At 69.2% G+C, this 24,502-nt stretch carries 18 protein-coding genes and 1 riboswitch; of the genes, 3 read left to right on the forward strand and 15 right to left on the reverse strand.

What is annotated here, in order from left to right; genetic code table 11:
- Positions 1 to 59: 59 nt before the first annotated feature.
- The 8 genes from RUH65_RS01895 to RUH65_RS01930 form a co-directional block, all read right to left on the reverse strand.
- Positions 60 to 1,697 carry a SulP family inorganic anion transporter gene (locus RUH65_RS01895; RefSeq protein WP_313815499.1) on the reverse strand — a complete coding sequence of 546 codons (1,638 nt, stop codon included), beginning with the start codon at positions 1,695 to 1,697 and terminating at the stop codon, positions 60 to 62.
- Positions 1,698 to 1,731: 34 nt separating this feature from the next.
- Positions 1,732 to 4,083 (reverse strand): arylsulfatase, encoded by a 2,352-nt coding sequence (locus RUH65_RS01900; RefSeq protein ID WP_313815500.1) that lies wholly within the window; start codon positions 4,081 to 4,083, stop codon positions 1,732 to 1,734.
- A 405-nt stretch (positions 4,084 to 4,488) separates the two neighbouring features.
- Positions 4,489 to 5,373: a formylglycine-generating enzyme family protein gene (locus tag RUH65_RS01905; RefSeq protein WP_313815515.1), complete on the reverse strand. Its 885-nt coding sequence runs from the start codon at positions 5,371 to 5,373 to the stop codon at positions 4,489 to 4,491.
- Between the two features lie 271 nt (positions 5,374 to 5,644).
- A complete protein-coding gene (locus tag RUH65_RS01910; protein ID WP_313815501.1) occupies positions 5,645 to 5,899 on the reverse strand; it encodes a hypothetical protein in 255 nt (84 codons plus the stop codon).
- Between the two features lie 115 nt (positions 5,900 to 6,014).
- A complete protein-coding gene (locus RUH65_RS01915; RefSeq protein WP_313815502.1) occupies positions 6,015 to 7,157 on the reverse strand; it encodes a thermonuclease family protein in 1,143 nt (380 codons plus the stop codon).
- Positions 7,158 to 7,342: 185 nt separating this feature from the next.
- Positions 7,343 to 8,560, reverse strand: a complete 1,218-nt coding sequence (gcvT, locus tag RUH65_RS01920) for a glycine cleavage system aminomethyltransferase GcvT (RefSeq protein ID WP_313815503.1) — start codon at positions 8,558 to 8,560, stop codon at positions 7,343 to 7,345.
- Positions 8,561 to 8,570: 10 nt separating this feature from the next.
- Positions 8,571 to 11,591 carry an aminomethyl-transferring glycine dehydrogenase gene (gene gcvP / locus RUH65_RS01925; RefSeq protein ID WP_313815504.1) on the reverse strand — a complete coding sequence of 1,007 codons (3,021 nt, stop codon included), beginning with the start codon at positions 11,589 to 11,591 and terminating at the stop codon, positions 8,571 to 8,573.
- A 153-nt stretch (positions 11,592 to 11,744) separates the two neighbouring features.
- A riboswitch (glycine riboswitch) is annotated at positions 11,745 to 11,876 on the reverse strand.
- A gap of 112 nt (positions 11,877 to 11,988) precedes the next feature.
- Positions 11,989 to 13,218, reverse strand: coding sequence for an MFS transporter (locus RUH65_RS01930; RefSeq protein ID WP_313815516.1), 1,230 nt, complete (start codon positions 13,216 to 13,218; stop codon positions 11,989 to 11,991).
- 39 nt (positions 13,219 to 13,257) lie between these two features.
- Here RUH65_RS01930 and RUH65_RS01935 point away from each other — a divergent pair, with 39 nt between their 5' ends.
- Complete coding sequence (locus tag RUH65_RS01935) at positions 13,258 to 14,826, forward strand: TIGR01777 family oxidoreductase (RefSeq protein ID WP_313815505.1); 1,569 nt, start codon at positions 13,258 to 13,260, stop codon at positions 14,824 to 14,826.
- Between the two features lie 8 nt (positions 14,827 to 14,834).
- Here the strand turns inward: RUH65_RS01935 and RUH65_RS01940 are convergent, their stop codons facing one another.
- Entirely contained in the window at positions 14,835 to 15,746 is a 912-nt protein-coding gene (locus RUH65_RS01940) for an SDR family oxidoreductase (protein WP_313815506.1), read from the reverse strand.
- A gap of 80 nt (positions 15,747 to 15,826) precedes the next feature.
- Between RUH65_RS01940 and RUH65_RS01945 the strand changes: the two genes are divergently transcribed.
- Entirely contained in the window at positions 15,827 to 16,585 is a 759-nt protein-coding gene (locus RUH65_RS01945; RefSeq protein WP_313815507.1) for a PIG-L deacetylase family protein, read from the forward strand.
- Positions 16,586 to 16,676: 91 nt separating this feature from the next.
- On the opposite strand, the gene RUH65_RS01950 is transcribed toward RUH65_RS01945, so the two are convergent.
- From RUH65_RS01950 to RUH65_RS01970, 5 genes are all read right to left on the reverse strand, one after another.
- Positions 16,677 to 17,219 (reverse strand): CarD family transcriptional regulator, encoded by a 543-nt coding sequence (locus RUH65_RS01950; RefSeq protein ID WP_245952364.1) that lies wholly within the window; start codon positions 17,217 to 17,219, stop codon positions 16,677 to 16,679.
- Positions 17,220 to 17,381: 162 nt separating this feature from the next.
- Positions 17,382 to 18,878: a helix-turn-helix domain-containing protein gene (locus tag RUH65_RS01955; RefSeq protein ID WP_313815508.1), complete on the reverse strand. Its 1,497-nt coding sequence runs from the start codon at positions 18,876 to 18,878 to the stop codon at positions 17,382 to 17,384.
- A 146-nt stretch (positions 18,879 to 19,024) separates the two neighbouring features.
- Positions 19,025 to 20,659, reverse strand: coding sequence for a dihydrolipoamide acetyltransferase family protein (locus tag RUH65_RS01960; RefSeq protein ID WP_313815509.1), 1,635 nt, complete (start codon positions 20,657 to 20,659; stop codon positions 19,025 to 19,027).
- A gap of 1 nt (position 20,660) precedes the next feature.
- Positions 20,661 to 21,830: a transketolase C-terminal domain-containing protein gene (locus tag RUH65_RS01965; protein ID WP_313815510.1), complete on the reverse strand. Its 1,170-nt coding sequence runs from the start codon at positions 21,828 to 21,830 to the stop codon at positions 20,661 to 20,663.
- The gene (locus RUH65_RS01970; protein WP_313815511.1) at positions 21,827 to 22,987 is read right to left on the reverse strand and encodes a thiamine pyrophosphate-dependent dehydrogenase E1 component subunit alpha; all 1,161 of its coding nucleotides are present in this window, start codon (positions 22,985 to 22,987) and stop codon (positions 21,827 to 21,829) included. The genes RUH65_RS01965 and RUH65_RS01970 overlap by 4 nt, the downstream gene beginning before the upstream one ends.
- Before the next feature lie 188 nt (positions 22,988 to 23,175).
- Here RUH65_RS01970 and RUH65_RS01975 point away from each other — a divergent pair, with 188 nt between their 5' ends.
- Positions 23,176 to 23,625, forward strand: a complete 450-nt coding sequence (locus RUH65_RS01975; protein ID WP_313815512.1) for an Lrp/AsnC family transcriptional regulator — start codon at positions 23,176 to 23,178, stop codon at positions 23,623 to 23,625.
- 71 nt (positions 23,626 to 23,696) lie between these two features.
- Here RUH65_RS01975 and RUH65_RS01980 read toward each other — a convergent pair whose 3' ends face one another.
- The gene (locus RUH65_RS01980; RefSeq protein WP_313815513.1) at positions 23,697 to 24,500 is read right to left on the reverse strand and encodes an enoyl-CoA hydratase/isomerase family protein; all 804 of its coding nucleotides are present in this window, start codon (positions 24,498 to 24,500) and stop codon (positions 23,697 to 23,699) included.
- Positions 24,501 to 24,502: the final 2 nt, after the last annotated feature.

Genomic DNA, 24,502 nt, shown 5'->3' on the forward strand with positions numbered 1-24,502 from the left:
TCATGTCCTCAGCCTCGACGCCTCTCAGTCGACTCGCAGAGCCTGCTGCGGGCTGATGGTCAGTCGGATGAAGCTGCCACCGCACCCAGGCCGGCCGCCACGCTCGGGTGCACTCGATTCCGCGCCTGCAGCTTCTCGAACCAGGGAAAGCCCTGCGCGACGGCGGTCGCCTTTGGAGGCAAAGCAGCGAGATGAAGCTCGACGCCCTTGCTGGACAGCTGGCGATCAAGGTCCATGAGTCCATCGATCACGGTGATGCTGGTCGCCTCGAGCCGGTGCAGATCAAGCACTACCGTCTTCATCCCGGCATAAGTGCCTACGAGCTCTTCGACAGCCGTGGTGTTCGGTCGGATATTTGCCGTATAGAGTCCGCTACCCAGTCGCACCTCCAACGCATCTCCGCGGCGTTCTCCTGCGCTCACCGCGGGCTTGTTGAGTTCACGGAGCACCAGGAGGAGTGTGACGACGACCCCGACGGCGACAGCTGCGAGAAGCCCGGCAGTCAGTCCGACGACTGCGACCGTCAGCGCGATCCAGAAGTCCACACGGCTGAATCGGGCCCAGCGGACGAGTTCCGGCACGTCAATCAATCCGACCACCGCTACGAACACCACTGCGGCGAGCGTCGCCTGCGGAAGGAGACTGAGCACCGGTCCGAGGAAGAGTGCGATGAGAATGGCCAGGACGACTGTGACCAACGTTGAAAGCTGTGTCTTCGCGCCAGCATTTTGATTCACGGCACTCTGTGAGAATCCGCCTGCAGCGGGCATGGCCGTGAAGAACGCTCCGAAGACGTTGGCCGCGCCGGTCGCAAACAATTCCTGGTCCGCATCAATCGTTGGCTCTTCCGGTCGTCGGGTACTGCGTGCGACCGCCGCAGATTCGAGAAAGGCCATGATGGCAATCGCCAGAGCTCCGGGAACGAGTGCTCCGACAGCGCTGAAGTCTGGGAGGGCCAGCACGGGCAAGCCCGACGGCACCGGGGCGATGAGATCTACGCCGGATTCCTTGAAGCCGGTGAGGGCGACGAGCAGGATGCCGCCGAGTACGACGATCAGCGTGCTGGGAATCTGGGGGACGAAGCGCTGGAGGAGGAACAGTGTCAGGATGGACGCGACCGACAGCCCTACGGTGGGCCAATGCACACTGTCTAACGCCGCGCCAACGGCAGTGAGGGACCGGATGAGACCGTGACCGGAGAAATTGACGGTCTCGCCCAGCAACTTCGGAAGCTGACCGGCGGCAACGGTCGCACCGACACCGATCTTCAATCCGAGCACCGTCGCTCCGCTGATGTTCTCCACGAGAGAGCCGAGTCGCAGTAGGCGCGCCAGGAGGAGTATCACGCCAACCAGCAGAGTCAGCGCCATCAGTGAACCGAGAGCATCCTCAGCCCCGGCCGCGACCCCAGCAGAGACGAGAGTCGTCGCCGTCAGCGTGGCGATGGTCGAGGTGGTCGACACGCTCATCGACCGCGAACCGCCCAGAAACGCGTAGACGAGCATCGGAACGATGCAGGTGTATAGGCCGACCTGCACCGGGAGATTGGCGATCGTGGCGTAGGCCATCGCCTGCGGCACGACAACGGCACCGGCCGCCAGTCCGCTCACCACATCAGGCGTGATCCACGCTCTCTGATATCCGGCGAGCGTGGGCAGCAGCCACGTGCGAGTCGGGCGACGAACGACCGGCATCATCGTGCTCCCATCATCGGTTCGCCAGAGCTCGGGTCTACTGCTTGAGCATGGCGACCGCGAGTTTGTGCTCGTCGTCGATGAGGTGGGAGTGATCATCGTCGCCGAGGTCGATGCGCACCCAATCGATGCGTCCGGAGAACCCGTTGTCGGTGGCACCGTAGTCGGGCGAGACCGGCGAGGCCAGGTCCGCGCCGACGTCGACCGTCTCATCGAACGTGAACTGGAAAGGAATCGTCTTGCGTACGCGCCCCTCGCCAATCTTGTCCTCCCCGGCGTACAGCGACACCGTGCCACCTTGGCCGAGGCCTCCCCCGTCATAGGCGAAGTGCGCGCGAAGTTCCTCGGCCTCCGCCGGAATGACGTCAGTCGAATGAACGACGTCGACGTTGATGCCCAGCAGGTTGTAGGCGAACGCCAGTTTTCCGCCTGTGGTATAGAAGGACCACCCACCGTATGCTCCCCCTTGGGCAATCAGCACCCCTTCAGCTGCGGAGTCGGGGAGAGAGACCTTCGCCCGGACCGTCCAGGACTTGTTCTTGATGTTGATGGTGGTGTTCTCACTGAGACGCTTCATCCCCGGATAGAACTTCTGTGAGTCGCTCACGACTAGCTGCGGCCGGCCTGCGAGGTCCGGATTCAGCCGCTCACCGGAGCGAATGTCAAGCGGGAGGACGTTGAAGCGCGCCGCCTGGATGAGGAACAGCTGCTGCAAATGCGCCAACTTCGCCGGTTCAGCCTCGGCCAAGTCGTTCGACTGCGTCCAGTCCTCCTCAACGTTGTATAGTTCCCACACATCGTCGTCGAGGCCATGTGTCGAACCCACCCACGGGTCCTTGTGCTTCGCGACCGCGGTCCAGCCTTTGTGGTAGATGGCACGGTTGCCCAGCATCTCGAAGTACTGAGTCTCGTGGCGCTCATCGGCATCCGCCATGGTGAACGTGTAGTTCATCGGAGTTCCCTCGTACGGGCGCTGTGTCACGCCGTTGACGCTCGATGGCTCGGGGATTCCTGCCGCCTCGAGGACCGTGGGTGCCACGTCGATGACGTGGCTGAATTGGTGTCGGATGCCGCCCTGGTCCACGCCGCCGTTCGGCCAGCTCACGATGGTGCCGTTTCGAGTTCCGCCCCAATGGCTGGCGACTTGTTTGGTCCACTGGTACGGGGTATCCATCGCGTGGGCCCAGCCGACGGCGTAGTGATTGTAGGATCTCGGCGTGCCGATGTCGTCGATATGGTCGACGACATACTGCTCCGTCTCAATGTCGTTCATGCGATTGATCGTGAAACCCTCATTGGTGGTGCCATGCATCGAGCCTTCCGCGCTTGCGCCATTGTCGCCGATGATGACATACACGAGGGTGTCATCGAGGATGCCAAGTTCTTCATAGGCGTCGAGCAACAACCCGACGTGGTGGTCGGCGTATTCGAGAAAGCCCGCGTACACCTCCATCTGACGCGCGAGAGCGGGCTTGATCAGATCGCTCATCTCATCCCACGCTGGGATGCCGGCGCTACGCTCGGTCAGGACCGCGTCGGCGGGGATCACACCGAGATCCCGCTGACGGGCAAACGTCTCGTGGCGGACCTCGTCCCACCCTTGATCGAACTGGCCTTTGTACTTGTCCGCCCAGTCTGTCGGCACGTGGTGCGGTGCGTGTGTCGCCCCCGGGGCGAAGTAGGTGAAGAACGGCGCGTCGGGCGCGAGAGTTTTCTGCTCGCGAGTCCAGGCGATCGCCTTGTCCGTCATGTCACCCATGAAGTGATAGCCCTCTTCCGGCGTTCCCCACGGCTCGACGGGCGTCGTGTTCTCGTAGAGTGCCGGGTACCATTGGTTTGTCTCACCCCCGATGAAGCCGTAGAAGTACTCGAATCCGTTGCCGGGAGTCGGCCACCCGGAAAAAGGGCCGATGGCGCTGGCTTGCCACACGGGCACCTCGTGGCACTTGCCGAACTGAGATGTGTTGTACCCGTTGAGTTTGAGCGTCTCTGCGAGGGGCGCGCAGGTGTTCGGCCGCAGCGAGCTGTACCCGGGAGCTGACGTCGCGATCTCGGTGATGCCGCCCATGCCGACCGTGTGATGGTTGCGTCCGCTGAGCAGGGCCGCGCGCGTGGGCGAGCACAGCGCAGTGGTGTGGAACCGGGTGTACTTCAGCCCGGCAGCCGCGACTCGTTCGAAGTTCGGGGTGTGCACCGGCCCCCCGAACGCACTGGATGCCCCGAAACCAGTGTCATCGATGAGCACGACGAGCACGTTCGGCGCTCCCTCCGGTGGTCGCACTGGCGAGATCGGTGGGAACTGGGTGTCGGGGTCCGTCGCATCGTAGGTGACCGTGCCGGCGTAGGCCAGGTCGGCGATCGGAAGGCTGGAACGCTGAAGGTCGGACATCGCTACTCCCATGGGTTCTGGCGAGCAGCGGGCTCGCCTCTTGGCTCGCTGATCCTAGGTGCCGGCTCCGGAGGCATCCCACGGCTTCACCCGCTTAGGGTGACTTGGCCCATCCGAACCATTCCGCCTTGCCGCGGAAACTGAACCTGCGTGATGACGGGCTGATTCGATGCCGTGATGGGGTGCGCGGTGGGCACTCCCAGCAGGCCGAGCGAAAGGCCTCCCAGAAGCGCGACGTGAGAACTCTGACCTCGTCCTGCTTTTCGGACGAGGCAAATCGCGGCGAAATCCAGGGTGGTGACGGGATCTACTACAAGGGGTGAGCCCTCGTGCGACGAGCCGGATCGGCACGGAGCTCACGAACGGATAAACACTTCGCGCTGCTCACGTCGCACTACGCCGATCCTAACGAGCGCAGCGAAAGCCTATGTGTGTTGTCGCGGTGTCCTCCGCCTGGGCAGACCGTGCTGCCGGTCGATAGCGCAGGCAATACTCGGGAGCGCACAAATGCGATCCGCCCTTGAGCACTCGCCGCGGAACGGTCAACCCTGCTTCCGCCGAGAGTAGGTTCGATCGATCACCTGGATCGACTCCCAGACCCCCCGGTGGGACGTGGCGGTGCGTCCAGTAATCCGAGGTCCATTCCCAGACGTTGCCGATCATGTCAAGGAGCCCATATCCGTTGGCCGGAAACGTCCCCACCGGGGCGGTCCCCACCCATCCTGCCGCGCCATCGTTTCTGTAAGGGAAGGCACCTTGCCAGGTGTCGGCCATGAGGCACCCGTCGGGGTGCGCCACGGCACCCCAGGCAAACCGCATGCCCACCAGCCCGCCACGGGCCGCCCACTCCCATTCCGTCTCAGTGGGAAGCCGCTTATTGCTCCACGCGGCGTAGGCGAGGGCATCCAGGTATGCGACCTGGACGACCGGATGCGTGGGCCGATCCTCGACCGACGAGTCCGGGCCGAAAGGACGCCGCCAATGCGCTCCTGGCTCCCATTGCCACCACTGTCTCCAGTCGCGCAAATCGGCCGGACCCGACGTCGGCTTGAAAACCATCGCGCCAGGCACGAGATCCTCGGGGTCCGCACCGGGAAAGTCGGCCGAGTCAATCATTTGCTCGGCGACTGTGACGTAGCCCGTCGCCTCCACGAAGGCGAGGAAGGCTTCGTTCGTCACCGGATGAGCATCCATCTCAAACGACTTCACTGACCGCTCGTGCACTGGTCCCTCTTCGGGATAGAACTCCTCGGAGCCCATGCGGAGCGTGCCACCGGGGACCGGGATCATCGCTGTCACCTCATCATAGTATGCGGCGCGTTGAGGCAGTGTGCCTGTGTGCGCCAAGAAATCAGGGAATAGGCCCACACGTCAATCAATGGGACTTCGCACTTACCGCTCACGCCAGGTGTCCTTCGGTGCGTACCGGCCTCAGCAATCAAGGTCCTCAGAACTGCTCAGTCATGAGTCCAGTCGCGCATCGTGGTCTAACGCAGGCTGACCGCGTCTACGTCTGCAACGACGTGCCCGACCACCCCGCGTTACACCACTTTATGGAGAACTACTCGTGCAGCCAGAACGCCAGAACGATCCGGAGAGATGATTGCAGGAAGAAGACCCGGAAGCGAGCTGCGGCGGCGAGAGTGTCGGCAATGGCACCCAATTCATCGATCGCGCGTGTCCAGCCCTCGACATCACCGAGCCATCCTGCGTGGCCGATGCCGGAACCCACCATGGCCTGCCCTGACACCCGTATCAGTAACGTCGAGGTACGCTCGCGGACGAGCTCCCGGTTCAGGTCGATCCCGCCGTCCAAGGAGTCCCGCGCAGGCGAAGGGGATCCGTGGGCCCGGCGCCTGCGCAGCGGCCGACGTCGGTTCCGACCCGTCCGCGGGCGGCGGCGTGATGGTCACGCAGCCACCGCTCAAACCCTAGTCTTCTGAGTCGTCGGAGTCCGTGGGGGACGGCGAGGCTGCGCTGGAAGACGGTGTCGGGGTCGGCGACGGGGAAGCAGAGGCGGAAGCGGAAGCAGAAGCCGCGGCAGAGGCTGATGCATCGGCCTGGCGCTGTTCTTCCCGGGCCTGGCGTTCAGCCTCCTCCCGTTGGGCCTTCTCGCGCTGCGCCTCCGCCTGACGCTCAGCCGCCTCACGCTGCGCCTCCGCCTGACGTTCAGCCGCCTCACGCTGGCGCTCCGCCTCGGCCTGACGCTTCTCCTCGGCTTGCCGTTCGAGTTCCTCCCGCTCACGGGTCTGCAGCACGTTGCGCGTGCTGTCCATCGCCTTCAGGTCCGCTTGCGCGGCGGTCAGGGCGCCCGTCAGCTTCTCCTGCAGCCGGGGCACGTCCGCGGCCCAGGCGAGCGAGGCCAGGGAGGTCTCCTCGGGATCAATGGTGGCGAAGGCCTTCTCCGCGGTCACACCCTGCTCGACGGCGGCCGAGATCACCTCGATCTGGGACTCCGCCTCGGCGGAGGTGGTGGGGCGGTCCTGCGGCAGGTCCTCCAAGGTGGCCAGCGCGGGACCGATCCGGCCGGCCAGGGTGCACGGCTCGGCGGAGGAGTACAGTCCCGATTCCCCGCTGCGCGCCGTCTCCTGGGCCTCGCGCAACTCGCCGGCGAACCCTTCCCTCGGCTGCTCGGGCAGCGGCACGGCGAGCCCCGCCTCAACCTGCTGGAGGTTGACGACCTCGCCCCCGTGGTGGACCAGGGCCAGCCGGGTGCCCTCGGGACCGTCCGACTCCTCCGGATACTCCAACTGGACGGAGTCCCCCGGCTCGAGGAGGGTGGCCAGGTTGGCCAGGGCCTCGTCCGCGAGGCAGTTCTCCACGGTGGGCTCCTCCCCCTCGGCCGCCGGCCGGGGAACCATGACACCGGCCAGCGTCACGGTCTCCTCGGTTCCGTCCATGTTCACCACGAAGGTCTGGCCATCCTCCACCCGCACCACATGGCCGTTGGATTCGGCGGTGCGCACGCCCTTGACGGCGCTCAGCACGGCCAGGGTCAGCAGGAGTGCCGCGAGCAGGACGAACGCGATGATGCCCAGTACGGGGATCCGCCGGGCTGTTCGCTGTTCTGTCATGGTCTTCCTGCAGTGGGGTGATCGCTATGGCACTGATGCTCGGGCAAGAGAGGAGAACCAACGTGGCACGCAGGGCCCGCAAGCTCAGGGAAGTCTACCAAGCTGCCCCTCCTCTGACGGACCTCTGACGGAACCCCCAGCTGAACGACGCCGGCCCACCGGCTGGCTTGGCGGCCGCGGCGGCACTACTGCGCGCGGCGGTAGAACGGCGTTTCCACGACGGTGAACGGCTCGGCCTTGCCGCGCAGGTCGACGGAGAGCTCCGTACCGGTGTCCTTGAACGCGACGTCGATGCGGGCCAGGGCGATCGGGTAACCCAGCGTGGGACTGGGGACCCCGGAGGTGACTTCGCCGATCCGCTGGCCGCCGCCGTCGAGCACGGGGTAGCCGGCCCGCGCCGCCCGGCGGCCGGTGCCCTTCAAGGCGACGACCGTCTGGCCGGTGGTGATGCCGGTGCCGGCCTCGCGGGCGGCCAGCAGGGCGTCTCGGCCGATGAAGTCGCCCTCCTTCGTCTTGAGCGGCACGGCGGCACCGGCTCCCGACTCGCCGGGCAGGTGACCGAGGTCGAGCTCGTTGCCGTAGAGCGGCATGCCGGCCTCCAGGCGCAGGGAATCACGGGCGGCCAGCCCGCACGGGAGCAGGTCGACGCCGAGGCCCTCCGCCGCCCCGAGGAGCGCGCGCCAGACCGCGGAGGCCGCGGTGGACAACTCCCCACGGTCCGCCACGGGGCCGATGATCAGCTCGAAGCCGTCTTCCCCGGTATACCCGGTGCGGGCGGCCAGGACAGCGATCTCGCCGGCTTCCCCTCCGGCCCGGATCGTGGCCGGGCGGGCGGAGTAGTACCTCATCCCATCCAGCTCGGCAGCTTCTGCCTCGGGCAGGACGGCGGCGAGGATCCGGGCGGCCTCCGGACCCTGCACGGCGACCAGCGCCGTCTGTGAGGACTCGTTGCGGACCGCGGCGTCGAATCCGGCGGCGCGCTCGGTCAGCGCAGCCGCCACGGCCGGGGCGTTGCCGGCGTTGGGCACCACGAGGAACTCACGTTCCTCCCGTGCGGTCGTATCGCTGCCGTCCCCGTCCACCCGGTAGACGATCAGGTCGTCCAGGACGGTTCCGGAGTCGGTGCAGATCAGCGAGTATTTGGCGCGCCCTGGGGCGACGGCGGACACCCGGGCCGTCAGGGCGTAGTCCAGCGCCTCGGCCGACTGCGGGCCGCTGACCCGCACCTCGCCCATATGGGACAGGTCGAACAGGCCGGCGGAGGTGCGGACGGCCTGGTGTTCGGCCAGCTCGGAACCGTACTTCAGGGGCATCTGCCAGCCGCCGAAGTCGGTGAAGGAGGCCCCGGCCTCCACGTGGACGCCGTGCAGCGGTGTGGTGCTGATGCTGGTGCTCTCGCTCATGGTGGTCCTGTCAGTGGGAGACGGAGGAGGAGGACTCGACGTTGTGCGCGACCGCGGTGGCCGACGCCGCGGCATCGGCGGGGTCGGACGCCTCGAACGACTCGATCGGTGGGCAGGAGCAGAACAGGTTGCGGTCTCCCCAGGCACCGTCGATGCGGCCCACCGGCGGGAAGTACTTGTCCCGGCGCAGCGAGTCCACTGGGTAGGCGGCCTGCGAGCGCGGGTAGCTGCGGTCCCACTCGTCCGCGGTCAGCACCTCGGCCGGGTGCGGGGCGTTGCGCAGCACCGATTCGGCCAGCGTCTGAGGCGTGGTGGCCTCCATCTCGGCGTGGATGGCCAGCATCGCGTCGATGAACCGGTCGATCTCGGCCAGGTCCTCGGACTCCGTCGGCTCCACCATGAGGGTGCCGGTCACCGGGAACGCCAGCGTGGGGGCGTGGAAGCCGTAGTCGATCAGGCGCTTGCAGACGTCCTCGGCCGTGACTCCGGACTTCGCCGTGAGCTCCCGCAGATCCAGGATGCACTCATGCGCCACCAGCCCGGTCTCGCCGGTGTAGAGGATCGGGAAGGCGTCCCCGAGCTTCTTCGCCACGTAGTTGGCGTTGAGCAGAGCGTACCGGGTGGCTTCGGTGAGGCCCTCGCCACCCATCAGGTACAGGTACGCCCAAGAGATCGGCATGACGCCGGCCGAACCATACGGTGCGGCGGTGATGGGGTGCTCGGCGCTGGGCAGGTACGGCTTGAGGTGCTCGGCCACGGCCACCGGGCCCACCCCGGGGCCGCCACCGCCGTGCGGGATGCAGAAGGTCTTGTGCAGGTTCAGGTGGGAGACGTCCCCGCCGAACTGCCCCGGCTGGGCGAGACCGACGAGCGCGTTGAGATTCGCGCCGTCGATGTAGACCTGTCCACCGGCCTCGTGCACCTTGCGGCAGACCTCACGGACATCGGCGTCATAGACGCCGTGCGTGGAGGGATAGGTGATCATGATGGCCGCGATCCTGCCGGCGTGGGCCTCGATCTTGGCCTCCAGGTCGGCCGAGTCGATGGTGCCGTCCGGGGCGGTGGCGACCACCACCACCTTGAGCCCGGCGAGCACCGCCGAGGCCGCGTTGGTGCCGTGGGCCGAGGCCGGGATGAGGCAGATGTCCCGCTCGCCCTCACCGTTGTCCAGGTGGTAGCGGCGGATGGCGAGCAGGCCCGCGTACTCACCCTGGGAACCCGCGTTGGGCTGGATGGACACCCCTGCGTAGCCCGTGATCTCGGCCAGCTTCTCCTCCAGATCCCCCAGCAGGAAGCGCCAGCCCTCGGTCTGGTGGTCCGGGGCGAAGGGGTGGATGGAGCAGAACTCCGGCCAGGAGATGGACTCCATCTCGGCGGTGGCGTTGAGCTTCATGGTGCACGAGCCCAGCGGGATCATGGTCCGGTCCAGGGCCAGGTCATAGCCGGAGAGGCGCTTGAGGTAGCGCAGCATCTGGGTTTCGGACTTGTAGGTGTTGAACACCGGGTGGGTCATGAACTGGCTGGTGCGCCGCTGGGCGGCGGGGATGCGCGCGGAAGCCGGGGCGCCGGCGTCGTGGGCGGCGTTCTGGGTGCCGGTGGTGGCGGCGCTGCTGTCCTGGCGGGCCGGGAGGGACTCACGCGGGGCGCCGAAGGCGGAGAGGACCGCGACGAGATCCTCGTCCGTGGTGGTCTCGTCACAGGAGATGCCGACCGTGCCGGCGTCCACGAGGCGCAGGTTGACCCCGGCAGCCTCGGCGGCGGTGACCACGGTGCGGGCCAGGCCGGGCACCGAGACCTGGACGGTGTCGAAAAAGGCGTCCTGGGTGAGCCGGAAACCCTCGGTCTCCAGGGCGTCGGCCAGACGGGTGGCCTGGCGGTGGGCGTGCTGGGCGATCGCCGTGACGCCCTCCGGGCCGTGGTAGACCGCGAACATGGAGGCCACAATGGCCAGCAGGGCCTGCGCGGTGCAGATGTTGGAGGTCGCCTTCTCCCGGCGGATGTGCTGCTCGCGGGTCTGCAGGGCCAGCCGGTACGCGGGCCGGCCCGCGGCATCCTGGGAGACGCCGACCAGGCGGCCCGGCAGCTGGCGCTCGAGGCCCTGGGGGACGGCCATGTAGGCGGCGTGGGGGCCGCCGAAGAACAGCGGGACACCGAAGCGCTGGGTGTTGCCGACGGCGATGTCCGCGCCCTGCTCCCCCGGCGGCGTGATCAGGGCCAGGGACAGCAGGTCGGCCGCGATGGCGACCATGGCGCCCCGCTCCTTGGCCTGGGAGATCACGGCGGAGTGGTCATGGACCCGGCCGGAGTCGCCGGGCTGCTGCAGGACGATGCCGCACAGACCCTTCTCGTCCAGGTCGGCACCGAGCTCGGCGGGCAGGCCCGCGGCCAGGTCGGCGGTGCGGACGTCCAGGCCGAGGGCCAGGGCACGGCCCTCGATCACGGCCCGGGTCTGCGGGTAGAGGTCAGCGTCCAGCAGGGTGATGCCGTCCTTGGCCTTCTTGTTGGCGCGGTGCATCAGCAGGACGGCCTCGGCGGCGGCCGAGGACTCGTCCAGCATGGAGGCGTTGGCGATCTCGAGGCCGGTGAGATCGGAGACCATGGTCTGGAAGTTCAGCAGGGCCTCGAGGCGGCCCTGGGAGATCTCCGGCTGATACGGGGTGTACGCGGTGTACCAGGCCGGGTTCTCGAGCACCTTGCGCAGCACCACGGGCGGGGTGACGGTGTCGAAGAAGCCGCGGCCGATCATCTGGGTCTTGACGATGTTGCGGTTCGCGATGGCCCGCAGGTCCTCCAGCACGGCCGCCTCGGTCAGGGCCGGCGGCAGGTTCAGCGGGGTCTGCTGGCGGATGTCCGCGGGGACGGCCGCGTCCACGAGATCGGCCAGGGAGTCGAAGCCCAGCTCCGCCAGCATCTGGTCGGCGTCTGAGGGCCGTGGGCCGATGTGGCGGCTGGTGAAAGGGGCCGAGGCGGTGTCCCGCGGTTCGTGGCGTGACACGGGGATGTCGGCGGCGGTTGCGGTGGTGGTCTGCATGGTGGTCCTCCAGGGCGCTGTGGGCACGGAACGGTACCTCCCCGCTCTGTCATCAACCTGAGAGATTCCGCCCGTATCTGGAGGATACGTCCTTGCACCGTCGGTGTCCGAGGCCTGCGTTGGCCCGCAGTCCCGGAGCTTTCCAGAGTCGCCATGCCCTGCGCGGTACCGGTGCCTGAGAGATTCTCGGGGAGAAATTGCTCCTTCGGCGGCCGCTCCCCGGTGTCCGATCGGTCCGGGGACCGGTGGCGGTGGCGGTGGGCGGCACTCTCCCGCGCTGGGTGCGTGACGTGCCGACCAGTCTTCCACAGCCCGGCTGCCCCTCGGCAACTGAGTCGCACGAATTGACGCCGGATGCGGATTCTGAGGCCACTTCGTGCGACATCGATGAGGCCGTTCAGTGGCGGCGGCGGAGCCAGAGCGGGATCGAGGCGAGCAGCATCAGCCCGGCCACCCCGGCGAAGGTGGCGCCCGGCCCCAGGTAGGTGAACCCCAGCCCGCCGAACACCCCGGCCAGGCCCAGCCCGATGTCGAAGCTCATGTTCCATCCGACGCTGGCGGCACCGTGGCTGGTGGCCCGGGCGAAGGCCATGACGAGACTGGCCGATTGCACGGTCCCGATCCCCAGACCCATCAGCGCCAGGCCCCCGGCCAGCAGAGCGCCGGGCGGGGCGAGGGTGGTGCCCAGCAGTCCGGCCATCGTCATCGCGATCCCGGCTGAGTACACCGCCGCGGGATTCCTCCGATCCGTGAGGGAGCCGGCCACCCAGCGCCCCACCACCGAGGCGCCCTGCATGGTGGCGATGAACAGGGCCGGGTTCGCCGTCGCCCCGCCCGGGCCGAAGGCGATGACCAGCCCGTAGGCCGCCATGCCCACCAGGAACGGCAACAGCACCGGGACCAGTCCGGACCAGATCCGGCCCGACGCGCGGGCCGCCCCCGATGACCCGGCGGCAGGTTCCGGCGGGGCAGGTTCCGCGGGGGCCGCCGAATCGGGGAGCTGCACCACGGCACCGTCCACGGTCTCCGTCGTCGGCATCCGGGCGGCGAGGGTGCTGGCACGGCCTGGTACCCGGGGCAAGGTCAGGAAGGCCAGCAGCACCAGGGCGGCGGCGATGAGTCGGAACGTCTCCAGCGAGACCACGCCGCTGAACCACAGCCCCAGCGGAGCTCCGACGGCGGCGGCCGCTGACGTCGTGGCTCCGAACTGCCCGAGGGCCCGGCCAGCCCGGCCGGGGCGCGAGACCGCCGGGACGGCCGCCGTCGCCAAGACCACGAGGATCCCGAAACCGCAGCCCACGGCCAACCCGGTCACCACCAGGGAGACCATGGGGTGGCTGATGACCAGGGCGGATCCGTGCCCGGCCGCCATCAACAGCAGCGCCCCGCCGATCGCCCGCCGTGGTCCCCAGCGCTGTCGGAGGGCTGGGGCGAAGGGTTGGACCGCGATGACGCTGACCATCATGACCGTTAACAGGGTTCCGCCGGTGACGGAGGACAGCCCTTGGTCGAGGGCGAGGGGCACCATGGTCGAATAGCTGAGGAAAAAGCCGGAGAAGCCCCAGATCGCGATCCACAGCAACCCCCACAGGCCGGCGGGTCCGCGGTCGACGGCCAGGTTCCTCATCACCCCCTCACCCTAGGTCGGATGTGGAAGAGTTGGCCCATGCCCGTCTTTGAGCGTCGCTCCCTGGTCCCCCACGATCGGTCCACCGTGTTCGCCTGGTTCTCCCGGCGCGGCGCACTCGTCCGCCTCACGCCGCCGTTCGCCGGTTCCGTGCGGCGGGAACCGGAGGGGCTCGACGTCGGCTCGACCGCCCGGTTGGGCATCGGCGCCCCGGGGTCTCTGGGCCTGGGCCTGGAGTCGGCCACCGGCCTGGCCAGGACGGTCCTGCCCTTCCGGCTGCCGCAGTGGTTCGCCCCCGAGGTCCCCTGGACGGCCCGGCACACCGCCCTGGAGCCGGACCGCATGTTCCGGGACGAGATGGCCTCGGGTCCACTGACGTCCTGGGTCCACACCCACACCTTCGAGGACGCGGCGCCCGGCGAGGCGGACACCGCGGACGGCCGCCCCGGGTGCGTGGTCCTGGACCACGTCGACTACGAACTCCCGGCCGGGGCCGTCCTGCGCCGCAAGGGCTCGGTGTGGTCCCGGGCCGGGCGGTGGACGGAGGAGCGCCTCGAGTCCGAGCTGGACCGGCAGTTCGCCTACCGGGCCTCCCAGCTCCGCGAGGATCTGGCCTTCCACGCCGCCCACCCCGTGCCGTCCGCCGCGACCGCGGAAGCCGGCGAGCCCCGGCCCCTCACCATCGCCGTCTCCGGGGCCAGCGGCCTGATCGGCACTCAGCTGTGCGCCCTGCTGACCGGCGGCGGTCACCGGGTCCTGCGCCTGGTCCGCGGCGGCCACCGTGCCCCTGCCGACGGGACCATCGTGTGGGATCCGGCCTCCGGGACGCTGGACGCAGAGGCGCTCCGGAGCGCGGACGTCGTGGTGAACCTGTCCGGTGAGACCATCGGCGGGCGGCTCTCCGAGTCTCACCGTTCCGAGGTGCTGCAGTCCCGGCTGGCGGCCACCGGCCTGCTCGCCCGGACACTAGCGGAACTGGCCGACGACGGCCGCCCCCGGGCGCTCGTGAACGCGTCCGCGGTCGGCTACTACGGTGCCGAGGCCGGCACCGGCCCGCGCGGCGATGGCTTGCTAGAGACGGATCCGCCCGGGGGCGATTTCCTGGCCGAGGTCTGCCAGCAGTGGGAGCGCGCCACCGCGCCTGCCGCCCGGGCCGGGGTCCGCACGGCGATGATCCGCACCGGCCTGGTGCTGACACCGGCCGGAGGGGTGCTGCAGCAGCTGCTGCCGTTGTTCCTCCTCGGCGCGGGCGGTCCCCTGGGCACCGGCAAGGACCGGAACCCCTGGCAGAGCTGGATCTCGATCGACGACATCGTGGGGCTCTTCGCCCATGCCGCCCTCACAGAGACCGTGGAGGGTCCGGTCAATGGCACCGCGCCGGAACCCGTCCAGGCCCGTGACTTCGCCGCCACCCTCGGGCGGGTGCTGCGCCGCCCCGCCGCCGTCCCCCTGCCGGCGGCTGCCCCCACAGCGGTACTGGGATCGGAGGGCAACCGCCTGCTCGTCGAGGCGGACCAGCGTGCCCGCGCGGACCGGGCGGAGGACTCCGGATACATTTACCGCCACCCGGACCTGGAGTCGGCCCTGCGGCACGTTCTGGGACGCTGACCTCCGGCTCAGAACACCGGCAGCCCGCCGGTCACGCCCACCACGGAGCCGGAGACGAAGCTGGCCTCCGCGGGACTCGCCAGGAACACGTAGGCCCCGGCCAGTTCGGCCGGCTGGCCGATCCGGCCCAGCGGGGTGTCCGCGCCCATGTGGGAGACCGCCTCCGGCTCCTTGGTGGCCGGCTGGAGCGGCGTCCACACCGGCCCCGGGGCCACGGCGTTCACACGGATACCCTGCGCACCCAGCTCACCGGCGAGGTTCGCCGTGACGTTGTTCAGGGCCGCCTTGGTGGCGGCGTAGTCGATCATCGTCTCGGAGGGCTGGTAGGCCTGGACCGACGTCGTGATGATGATGCTGTCCCCCGCGCCCAAGTGGGGCAGGCAGGCCCGGCTCAGCCAGAGCGTGCCGTAGAGGTTGGTCTTCACCGCGCGGTACAGGTCCCGGGTGCGCAGCCCGCCGAGCCCCGGTTCGCCGCGCGCCCAGTGGTAGCCGGCGTTGTTGACCAGGATGTTCAGCCCGCCGAGTCCGGCCACAGCCTCCTCGGCGATCCGCTGGCATTCCGCCTCGTCCCGCAGGTCACCGGGCACGGCCACGGCGTTCCGGCCGGCCTTGTCGATCCAGCCGATGGTGTCCTGCGCGTCCTCGGCCTCCTCCGGGAGGTAGTTGATGGCCACGTCCGCGCCCTCCCGGGCGAAGGCGATGGCCACGGCCCGGCCGATGCCCGAGTCACCACCGGTGATGAGCGCCTTCAGTCCTTCCAGCCGGCCGCGGCCGACCCAACTGGACTCGCCGTGGTCCGGCACCGGCTCCATCGGCGCGGTGAGACCGGGTGGTTCCTGCTGCTGGGCCGGCATGGTGCCGTCGGATCCCGCCATGGACCGCGCGTGGCGCCCAGCCTCCGTCAGGTCATCATCCTTCATGGTGTCCCTCTCCTATGTTGGCCGGGCCTTCGCTATGCCACCCTAGGAGCACCACTGACACGGCCGGAAGGTCTGAGCCCATGACTGACACCACCCCCTCCCTGCTTCCCGTTCCCGACGACGGCTGGTCCCGGGTGCTGTGCATCGTCGCCCACCCGGATGACATGGAGTACGGCACGTCGGCGGCCGTCGCCGCGTGGACCGCCCGGGGCATCGAGGTCACCTACCTGCTGCTCACGGCGGGCGAGGCCGGCATGGCCGAGCCGCCGGATGTCGTCAGGCCCCTCCGCGCCGCAGAGCAACGGGGCGCCTGTTCGGAGGTGGGCGTGGAGAACCTGCTGATCCTGAACCACCCGGACGGAATGCTTGAGTATGGGCTGGACCTACGCCGGGACATCGCCCGCACAGTGCGGACCGTCCGGCCGGACGCCGTGGTCACCGCTAACTTCGGTTTCGAGGCCTACGGCGGGTTGAACCAGGCCGATCACCGCGCTGCCGGGCTAGGCGTGGTGGACGGGGTGCGGGACGCGGACAACCGCTGGGTCTTCCGTGACCTGGCGGAGGTCGAGGACCTGGAGCCGTGGCATGTCTCCGCCCTGCTGGTGGCCGGCCACGAACGCCCCACCCACGCGGTGCCGGTGGACGGCGCGGCGGTGACGGCCGCCGTCGCCTCCCTGAACCGCCACGAGGCCTACCTGAAGCACGTCACCGGCCACCCGAAGCCGGAGGAGTTCATCCCGGAAGTCCTGCAGGCCGGGGGCGCCCAGGCGGGCTCGGACCACGCAGTGACCTTCCGGGTGTTCGATCTGGGTGGGCTCGGCGGCGGTTCGGACGGCTGACGGTCGCCGAGAACAACGAAGTCCCACGAAATGGTGCCGATCTTGCCGGCGGGCACCAATTCGTGGGACTCAGTTGTCGAGGCGGGTGGCGTCAGGCCATGGCCGGTTCTGCACCCGAGGCGTCGGCGGCGAAGCCCAGCTCATCCAGGGAGGCGCCGTTGGCCACGGCGTCGATGACCTCCACCGCCTCGTCCTCGGAGATCTCCAGGGCCAGGGCGACCTCGGCGGCCAGCGGTGCCTGGGCGGCGCGGAAGAGGTCCTTCTCGGCCATGGACAGGCCCTTGGTGTCGCGGCGGCGGCCCAGGTCCCGGACCACCTCGGCGATCTGCTCGAGCAGACCGGAGGCCACCCGCTCCTGGTTGGCCTTCATCCGGCGGGACCACTGCTTCTCCTCCACGCCGGTCGGCTCCTGGACAACCTCGAGGAGCGTGCGCAGGTGGGCCCGGCCGTAGACCTCGCGGACGCCGATCTCCTCCACCTTGGACTCCGGGATGGACACCACCAGGTTGTTGCTCCGGATGGTGAGCTCAATGTAGGTCACCTCCGTCCCCTTGACGGTGCGCTGCGTACGGTTCGTGACCGCCGCCGGACCGTGATGGGGGTGAACAACAAGCTTGCCGGGGCTCAACTGCATGTATATGTCACTTTCCTTCGGTGCGAAGGCCTCCCCCAGCACCTGGCCCGTCCACGGGCCGGGTGCTTTCCGTGAGTTTGGCTGGCTTCCATTTTCTCACAAATACGGGACAGGTGCCGCCCCATGCCCTAGGCTTCTCCCCCTTGACAGCACCGGCCCCCGCTACTGCTCCTGCGAGCGCAGGAATTCGAAGACCTCCACCTCGTCCACCCCGGGGAAGGCCCCCGAGGGCATGGCGGCGAGCAGGTGGGCGTTGGCCCGGGCTGCCGGCCACGCATGACCTCCCCAGTCGGCCTCCAGGTCCGGGGACGGCTGCCGGCAGCAGGTCGGATCCGGGCACCGGGACACGGAGCGCGAGGTGGTCTCCGCGCCCCGGAACCAGCGGGCATGGTCGAAGGGCACGCCGATGGACAGGGAGTAGAAGCCGGAGGAGTGTGCCTCCACCACGGCCGTGCACCAGTACGTTCCGGCGGGGGTGTCCGTGTACTGGTTGAAGGCCCGGAACCGGTCGGCCACGCCGAACACCTCGCGTGAGGTCCAGTTCCGGCACACCTGCTGCCCCTCGATGGCCCCGGTGTGGTCGGCGGGGAAGGACACGCCGTCGTTCTCGTAGGCCTTGTGGATGATGCCGGACTCGTGGACCTTCTGGAAGTGGCAGGTGATCCCGAGGTGTTCCGTCGCCAGGTTGGTGAACCGGTGCGCGGCGGACTCGTAGGAGACCCCGAAGGCGTCCCGCACATCCTCGATGGCCAGGTCGCGTTGGGCCTTGGCGTTCTTCAGGAACTTCACCGTCTCCTTCTGCGGCATCATCAGGGCGGCCGCGAAGTAGTTGGTGTAGACGCGCTGGCGCAGGAAGTCCGAGTAGTCGGCGGGCTCCCCGTGCCCGAGCACATATGCGGCGATGGCCTGCAGCAGCACCGATCGGGGGTCATGGTCCGGGTTCCGGGCCCGGGAGAGGTAGAACCGGCGGTTCTTCAGGTCCGTCACCGAGCGCGTGGAGTGCGGCAGGTTGGAGACGGAGTGCACCGAGAACCCCAGATGGTCGGCCAGATCAGCGGCCGCATGGTGGCTGAGCGGTCCGCCGGAGTGCCCGACGGCGTCCAGCAGGTCCTGCGCCTTCCGCTCCAGTTCGGGGTAGTGGTTGTGGCGCTCCTTCATCTCCTGGCGCAGTTCGGAGTTCGCCCGCCGGGCCTCCTCCGGGGTGGCGGCCTGCTCCTCCATGCGCCGGTTCAACTCCGCCTCCAGCCCGGCGATGACCTCGAGCACCTCGGTGGGGGTGCGCGGGGAGATCTTGATCTGCGGCAGCCCCAGGCTCGCGTAGTGGTCGGTGCGCTGCGCCTTCTCCACCACGATCTCCAGGGCTGCACGGCGGCTCGGGGCCTCGGACGCCAGCAGCTCCTCCACCGTGGCGCCGTGGAGACCGGCCAGCCGGGACAGCAGGGACAGCCGGGGTTCCCGCTTGCCGTTCTCCACGAGGGACAGGTGGGATCCGGTCGCACCCACGGCCTCGGCGGCCTGGTCCAGGGTCAGCCCGGCCTCCTTGCGCAGGTGGCGCAGGCGGCGGCCGAGCACGACCGGGTCGAGGTCGGGGGTGACGGTGTGGTCACCGGCGGAAGCAGCCGCGGAGGCAACAGAGGCAGTGGAAGAGGTGAGCACCATCACGCCATGATAGTCAATTCAATCCACTTTTGACTCGCAGCACAGGAACTCATGACGGAATTCGCCCTCAAGCAATACATCTTGACGCTCACCGCGGCGCCGGAGCACGTCCGCTGCCGCTCGGTCCATGACCGGCGTGGGCGCGATCAGAGGTCCGCCAGCACCCCCACCGGGTTCTCGAAGCAGTCGGCGACGAACCGCAGGAATCCTCCGGCCGTCCCGCCGTCACAGACCCGGTGGTCGAAGACCAGGGAGAGCTGCATGACCTTGCGCACGGCCAGCTCCCCGTCCACCACCCAGGCCCGGTCGATGATGCGGCCCATCCCCAGGATCGCGACCTCGGGATGATTGATGATCGCGGCGGAGCCGTCGGTGCCGAAGACGCCGTAATTGTTGATCGTGAAGGTCCCACCGGACAGGTCCTGCGGGGTGCCCTTGCCGGAACGGGCCACCTCGGTCAACCGGCGCAGCTCATCGTTCAGTTGCCGGGCGGTCATCGCGTGGGCCCCCCGGATGGCCGGCACCACCAGGCCGCGTTCGGTCTGCACCGCGAAGCCGAGATTGATGCCGTCGAAGGACACGATCCGGTGCCCGCCCGCGCCGTCCTCCTCGAAGCGCTGCGCCAGCTCGGGATACTGCCCCAGGCCCGCCAGTGCGAAGCGCGAGGCAAAGGCCAGCAGCCCCGGCACCTCCTGGTCTCCGCGCGCCTTCAGTGAGGTCCGCAGCTCTAGCAGCGGAGTGACATCCACGTCCACCCAGATCGTGGCCTCGGGGATCTCGCGGCGCGAGCGGGTCATGGCCGCGGCCGTCACCTTTCGCACCCCGGACACGGGCACGACGCCGGCCACCCCCAGTCCCGTGCGCGGGTCCAGCTCCTCCGTGGGTTCCGGGGCCCACGAGCCCTCCCCGGCCGATGCCGGGCTCGATGCGGCCGGATCTCCTGCCATCGCGGGGGCAGGGGCGGGCGCGCTGGCGGGTGCAGGTGCAGATTCTGGACTCCGGGAGCCAGCCTCAACCGAGGCCAGCACATCGGCGCGCACGATCAGTCCACCCGGGCCGGTCCCCTGCACGGCGGCGAGGTCCACCCGGTGCTCGCGGGCCAGCCGGCGCACGAGGGGGTTGACCACCCGCGGGGCTGACCGAGACAGCTCTGGCACCTCCGTCGGCGACCCTGCGGCCGGTGAGGCAACGGTCGGAGCCCCGACGGCCGGAGTATTCGCGGCAGCCTTGCGCCGCCGGGTACGGCCGGTCGCCGCACCACCGGGGGTGCCGTAGCCGATCAGGACGTTCCCGGAGCCGGCGTCGTCCTCCGAGTCCGCCCCCGCCGCGCTGTCCGCCGCCCCCCGTGCCGCAGGCCGCGCCGTGTCTCCCACGCCGGGCGCCTGTCCGGAGGCGGCTGCGGCCTCAGGCCGCACCCCGGCGCGCTCCTCCTCACGGTAGGACTGGGCGCCCTCCGCCCGCGCCGGGGCGCCAGCGGAGGCGGCGGCTCCGGCGGAAAAGTCCGAACCGCCGTCGTCGGAACCTGTGTCACCCGACGCCACGCCGTCCTCGACGGAGACCAGGGGCCTGCCCACGTCCAGGGTGGTGCCGGCCTCGGCGTGCAGGGTTGCCACGGTGCCGCCGAAGGGGCTGGGCACCTCGACGAGTGACTTGGCTGTCTCCACCTCGACGATCGGCTGGTCCACGGCCACGGTGTCCCCGGCAGCGACCAGCCACCGGATGATGTCGGCCTCGGTCAGGCCCTCTCCCAGGTCCGGGAGCAGGAAGGTGCGGATGGTCATGTCAGTCCTCCCACTGCAGGTCGTCCACGGCGTCCAGGATGCGGTCCACCGAGGGCAGGAAATGATGCTCCAGCTTCGGCGCCGGATAGGGAATGTCGAAGCCGGTGACCCGCAGCACGGGCGCGGCCAGGGAATGGAAGCAGCGCTGCTGCACGCGGGCGGTGATCTCCGCGGCCACGGAAGCGAAGCCGGTCTCCTCGGTGATGACCACGGCCCGGCCGGTCTTGACCACGGACGCGGCCACCGTGGCGTCATCGAACGGGACGATCGTGCGCACGTCCACCACCTCCAGCGAGCGCCCCTCCTCCTGGGCGGCGGCCGCCGCTGCCATCGCGGTGGGCAGGGACGGTCCGTAGGCGATCAGCGTCGCGTCGGTTCCGGTCCGCGCGACGGCGGCCCCGCCGGATTCCAGCGCGGCCCGCGGATCCGCACCGGGACCGGACCGGCCGGCATCGTACTGCTCGCGCAGAGCGTCCAGGTCGACCCGGTCCTTGGCGAAGTACAGCTTCTTGGGCTCCATGAAGACCACCGGGTCGTCCGAGTCGATGGCCGCCCGCAGCATCAGGTAGGCGTCCGTCACGGTGGCCGGAGTGACGACCTTGAGGCCGGGCGTATGCGCGTAGTAGGCCTCCGAGGAATCGCAGTGATGCTCCACGCCCCCGATGCCCCCGGCATACGGGATGCGGATGACGATGGGCATGGCCACGGCCCCCCGGGTGCGGTTGCGCATCTTCGCCACATGCGAGGCGATCTGCTCGAAGGCCGGATAGGCGAAGGCGTCGAACTGCATCTCGATCACCGGGCGCATCCCGTTGATCGCCATGCCCACGGACATGCCCGCGATCCCGGACTCGGCCAGCGGGGTGTCGAAGCACCGCTCTGTCCCGAAGCGCGCGGCCAGGCCGTCCGTGACCCGGAAGACCCCGCCGAGGGTGCCCACGTCCTCGCCGAACACCACGACGTCGGCTTCGGCGGCCAGCGCATCGGCCAGGGCCGCGTTGAGGGCCTTGGCCATCGTCACCGGGCCCGGTGGGGCCGGGGCCACCGGGGACTCGGGGCGCGGCCCGGGGACGCCCGCCCCGCCGGCCCGGGTGGTGGACTCCCGGGCCGCGTCCACTGCGGTTTCCACGGTGTCGACGGCGTCCGGGCTGGTGGTCTGGCGGGCGCTCATGATGCCTCCTCGCGGGCGAGTTCCTCGGACAACTGGGCGGCCTGCTCGGTCAGCTGTGGGGTGGGGACGGTGTAGACGTGGGCGAAGAGATCCTGCGGGTCCGGGGTGACCTCCTGGTTGAGGCCATCCCGCAGCTCGGCGGCGACCTGCTCGGCCTCCTGCTCGAAGCGGGCCTGGAGCCCGTCATCCAGCAGGCCGCGGCCGGTCAGGTAGGCACGCATCCGCTTCACGGGGTCCTTGGCCAGCCATTCCTGCACCTCCGCGTCCTCGCGGTACCGCGTGGCGTCGTCGGCGTTGGTGTGGGCCTGGATCCGGTAGGTCTGCGCCTCGACCAGCAGGGGGCCCGCACCGCCGCGCACGAGGCGCACACCCCGCTCGAGGACGGCGAGCAGCGCGACGAGGTCATTGCCGTCCACGCGCTCCCCCGCCATGCCATAACCCACAGCCTTGTGCGCCAGCGACGGCGCCACCGTCTGGCGGGCCAAGGGCACGGAGATGGCGTACTGGTTGTTCTGCACGAAGAAGATCACCGGCAGATGGAAGACGGCAGCGAAGTTCAGTGCCTCATGGAAGTCACCCTCACTGGTGGCCCCGTCCCCGCACAGGGCCACCACCACCGTGTCCTCCCCGCGCAGTCGCGCCGCGTGCGCGGCCCCGACCGCGTGGAGCAACTGGGTGGTCAACGGGGTGGACTGGATGCCGACCTGGTGCTTGCCCGGATGGTAGCCACCGTGCCAGTCGCCGCGGAAGACGGTCATGGCCTCCACGGGCGGGACCCCACGGGAGATCACGGCCACGGTGTCCCGGTAGGTGGGGAACAGCCAGTCGCCCTCCTCCAGGCAGGCCGCGACAGCGACCTGGCAGGCCTCCTGCCCGTGGCTGGAGGGGTAGACCGCCATCCGTCCCTGACGCACCAGCGCCGAGTTCTGATCGTTGATGCGCCTCCCCACCACGAGGCGGCGGTACGCCTCCAGCAGGTCCTCGTCGGCCGGGACGGGGTAGTCATGTCCCGGCTCCGGGCTTGGGCCGGCGCCCAGGAGCCCGCCCTCCTGGTCCACCATCTGGATCAGGTCGCGGGCCGGCAGCATGTAGTCCTCCGGCGTGATGCCGAAGCTGCGGGCAGCATCGGTGATGCCGATGCGGTTGTCCTCGCTCATCGTTCCTCCTGGGCCGTCGAATGCCGGCCGTGGTCCACGTCACTGCTGTAGTCACTTTGTACCCACCAGTGTGGATCCTGCCGAGGGTTCGTCGCCGCCGAACGGCAAGACTGTGGACGAATGGCGATAATTGCCTATTCTGGTGGATGTTCTGCACCAGTGCACCGTCTTTGTGAGGGAGGGATTCCATGGGCCCCGTACCCGTACCGATCGACTTCGTGGATGAGCAGATCCTGGCCGAGCTCACGAGGGACGGCCGCCAATCGGTGACCGCCCTGGCCCAGAGGGTCCACATCTCCCGCGCGCATGCCTACGCCAGGATCAACCGGCTGCAGCAGGACGGCGTCATCACCCGCTACAGCGCGGTGGTGGACCCGGTCCGGGCGGGCCTGCGCTCCTCGGCCTACGTCACGCTGAAACTGCGCCAGCACGGCTGGCGGGAGGTCAGGGAGACCCTGGCGAAGATCCCGGAGGTCTACCACGTCAGCCTCGTGGGCGGGAACTTCGATGTGCTGCTGCTGGTCCGGGCGCGGGACAATCTGGACCTACGCCGGGTGGTCTTCGATCACATCCAGCCGCTTCCGGCGGTGCTGGACACTCAGACGTTTGTGATCTTCGAGGACGCGGACACGCGGTAGAGGGCCGTGACAGCACCCTGTCGCGGCCCCTCAGCGCCCCGTCGACTCAAAGCGGTGGTGGTGCCGGGAGGTCACCGGGGCGCGGGCGTGCCGGCGACTCCCTGGAACACGGGCTTGCGCTTCTCCTGGAACGCGGCGAACCCCTCGGCATAGTCGGCCGTGCCGCACAGGTCGGCCTGCGCCTGGTTCTCCCGGGCCACCGATTCCCACAGGCCCAACCGTTGATCGCGTACTTGGGCCACGAGTTCCTTGGACGCCAGGAAGGCCCCGGTGGCACCGGTGGCCACCCTCGCCACGATGCCGCGCGTGTCCTCCAGCAGGCTCTCGGCGGATAGGACCCGGGAGAACAGTCCGGAGGCCACCGCTTCGGCCCCGCTGATCAGCTCCGCGGTGTAGATCAGGTCCAGGGTCCGGTGGGAGCCCAGGCGCTCGGTGAACAGCCAGTGCCCACCGGAGTCCAGCGTGGCCCCCAGATTCGCGAACGGTGAGCCGATCTTGGCGTTCTCGGCCACATAGACCACGTCCGTGGCGATCGCCAGCCCGAGCCCGACGCCGAGGCACGCCCCCTGCACGGCGGCGAAGGTCGGAGCCGGGAAGGCGCTCATCTTCCGCAGCAGCGGGGTGACGGTGCCCCCGAGGTAGCCCAGGACGTCGTCGTCGGCCGGGGTGACCCCGGAGATGTCCCGTCCGGCGCAGAACCCGCGGCCCTCGCCCCGCAGCAGCAAGGCCCGCACCTCACCGCGCGAGGCGGCGGCAGCGGCGTCGTCGTAGGCCTGTTCGAGTTCGGCGAGCGCCTCGGTGTTCAGGGCGTTCATCTTCTCCGGGGCGTTGAGGACGATCTCGGCGATCCCGTCGGCAATGGTCAGGTCGATCATGT

Origin of the sequence: Citricoccus sp. (assembly GCF_032154715.1) — a bacterium.
Taxonomy (GTDB): domain Bacteria; phylum Actinomycetota; class Actinomycetes; order Actinomycetales; family Micrococcaceae; genus Citricoccus.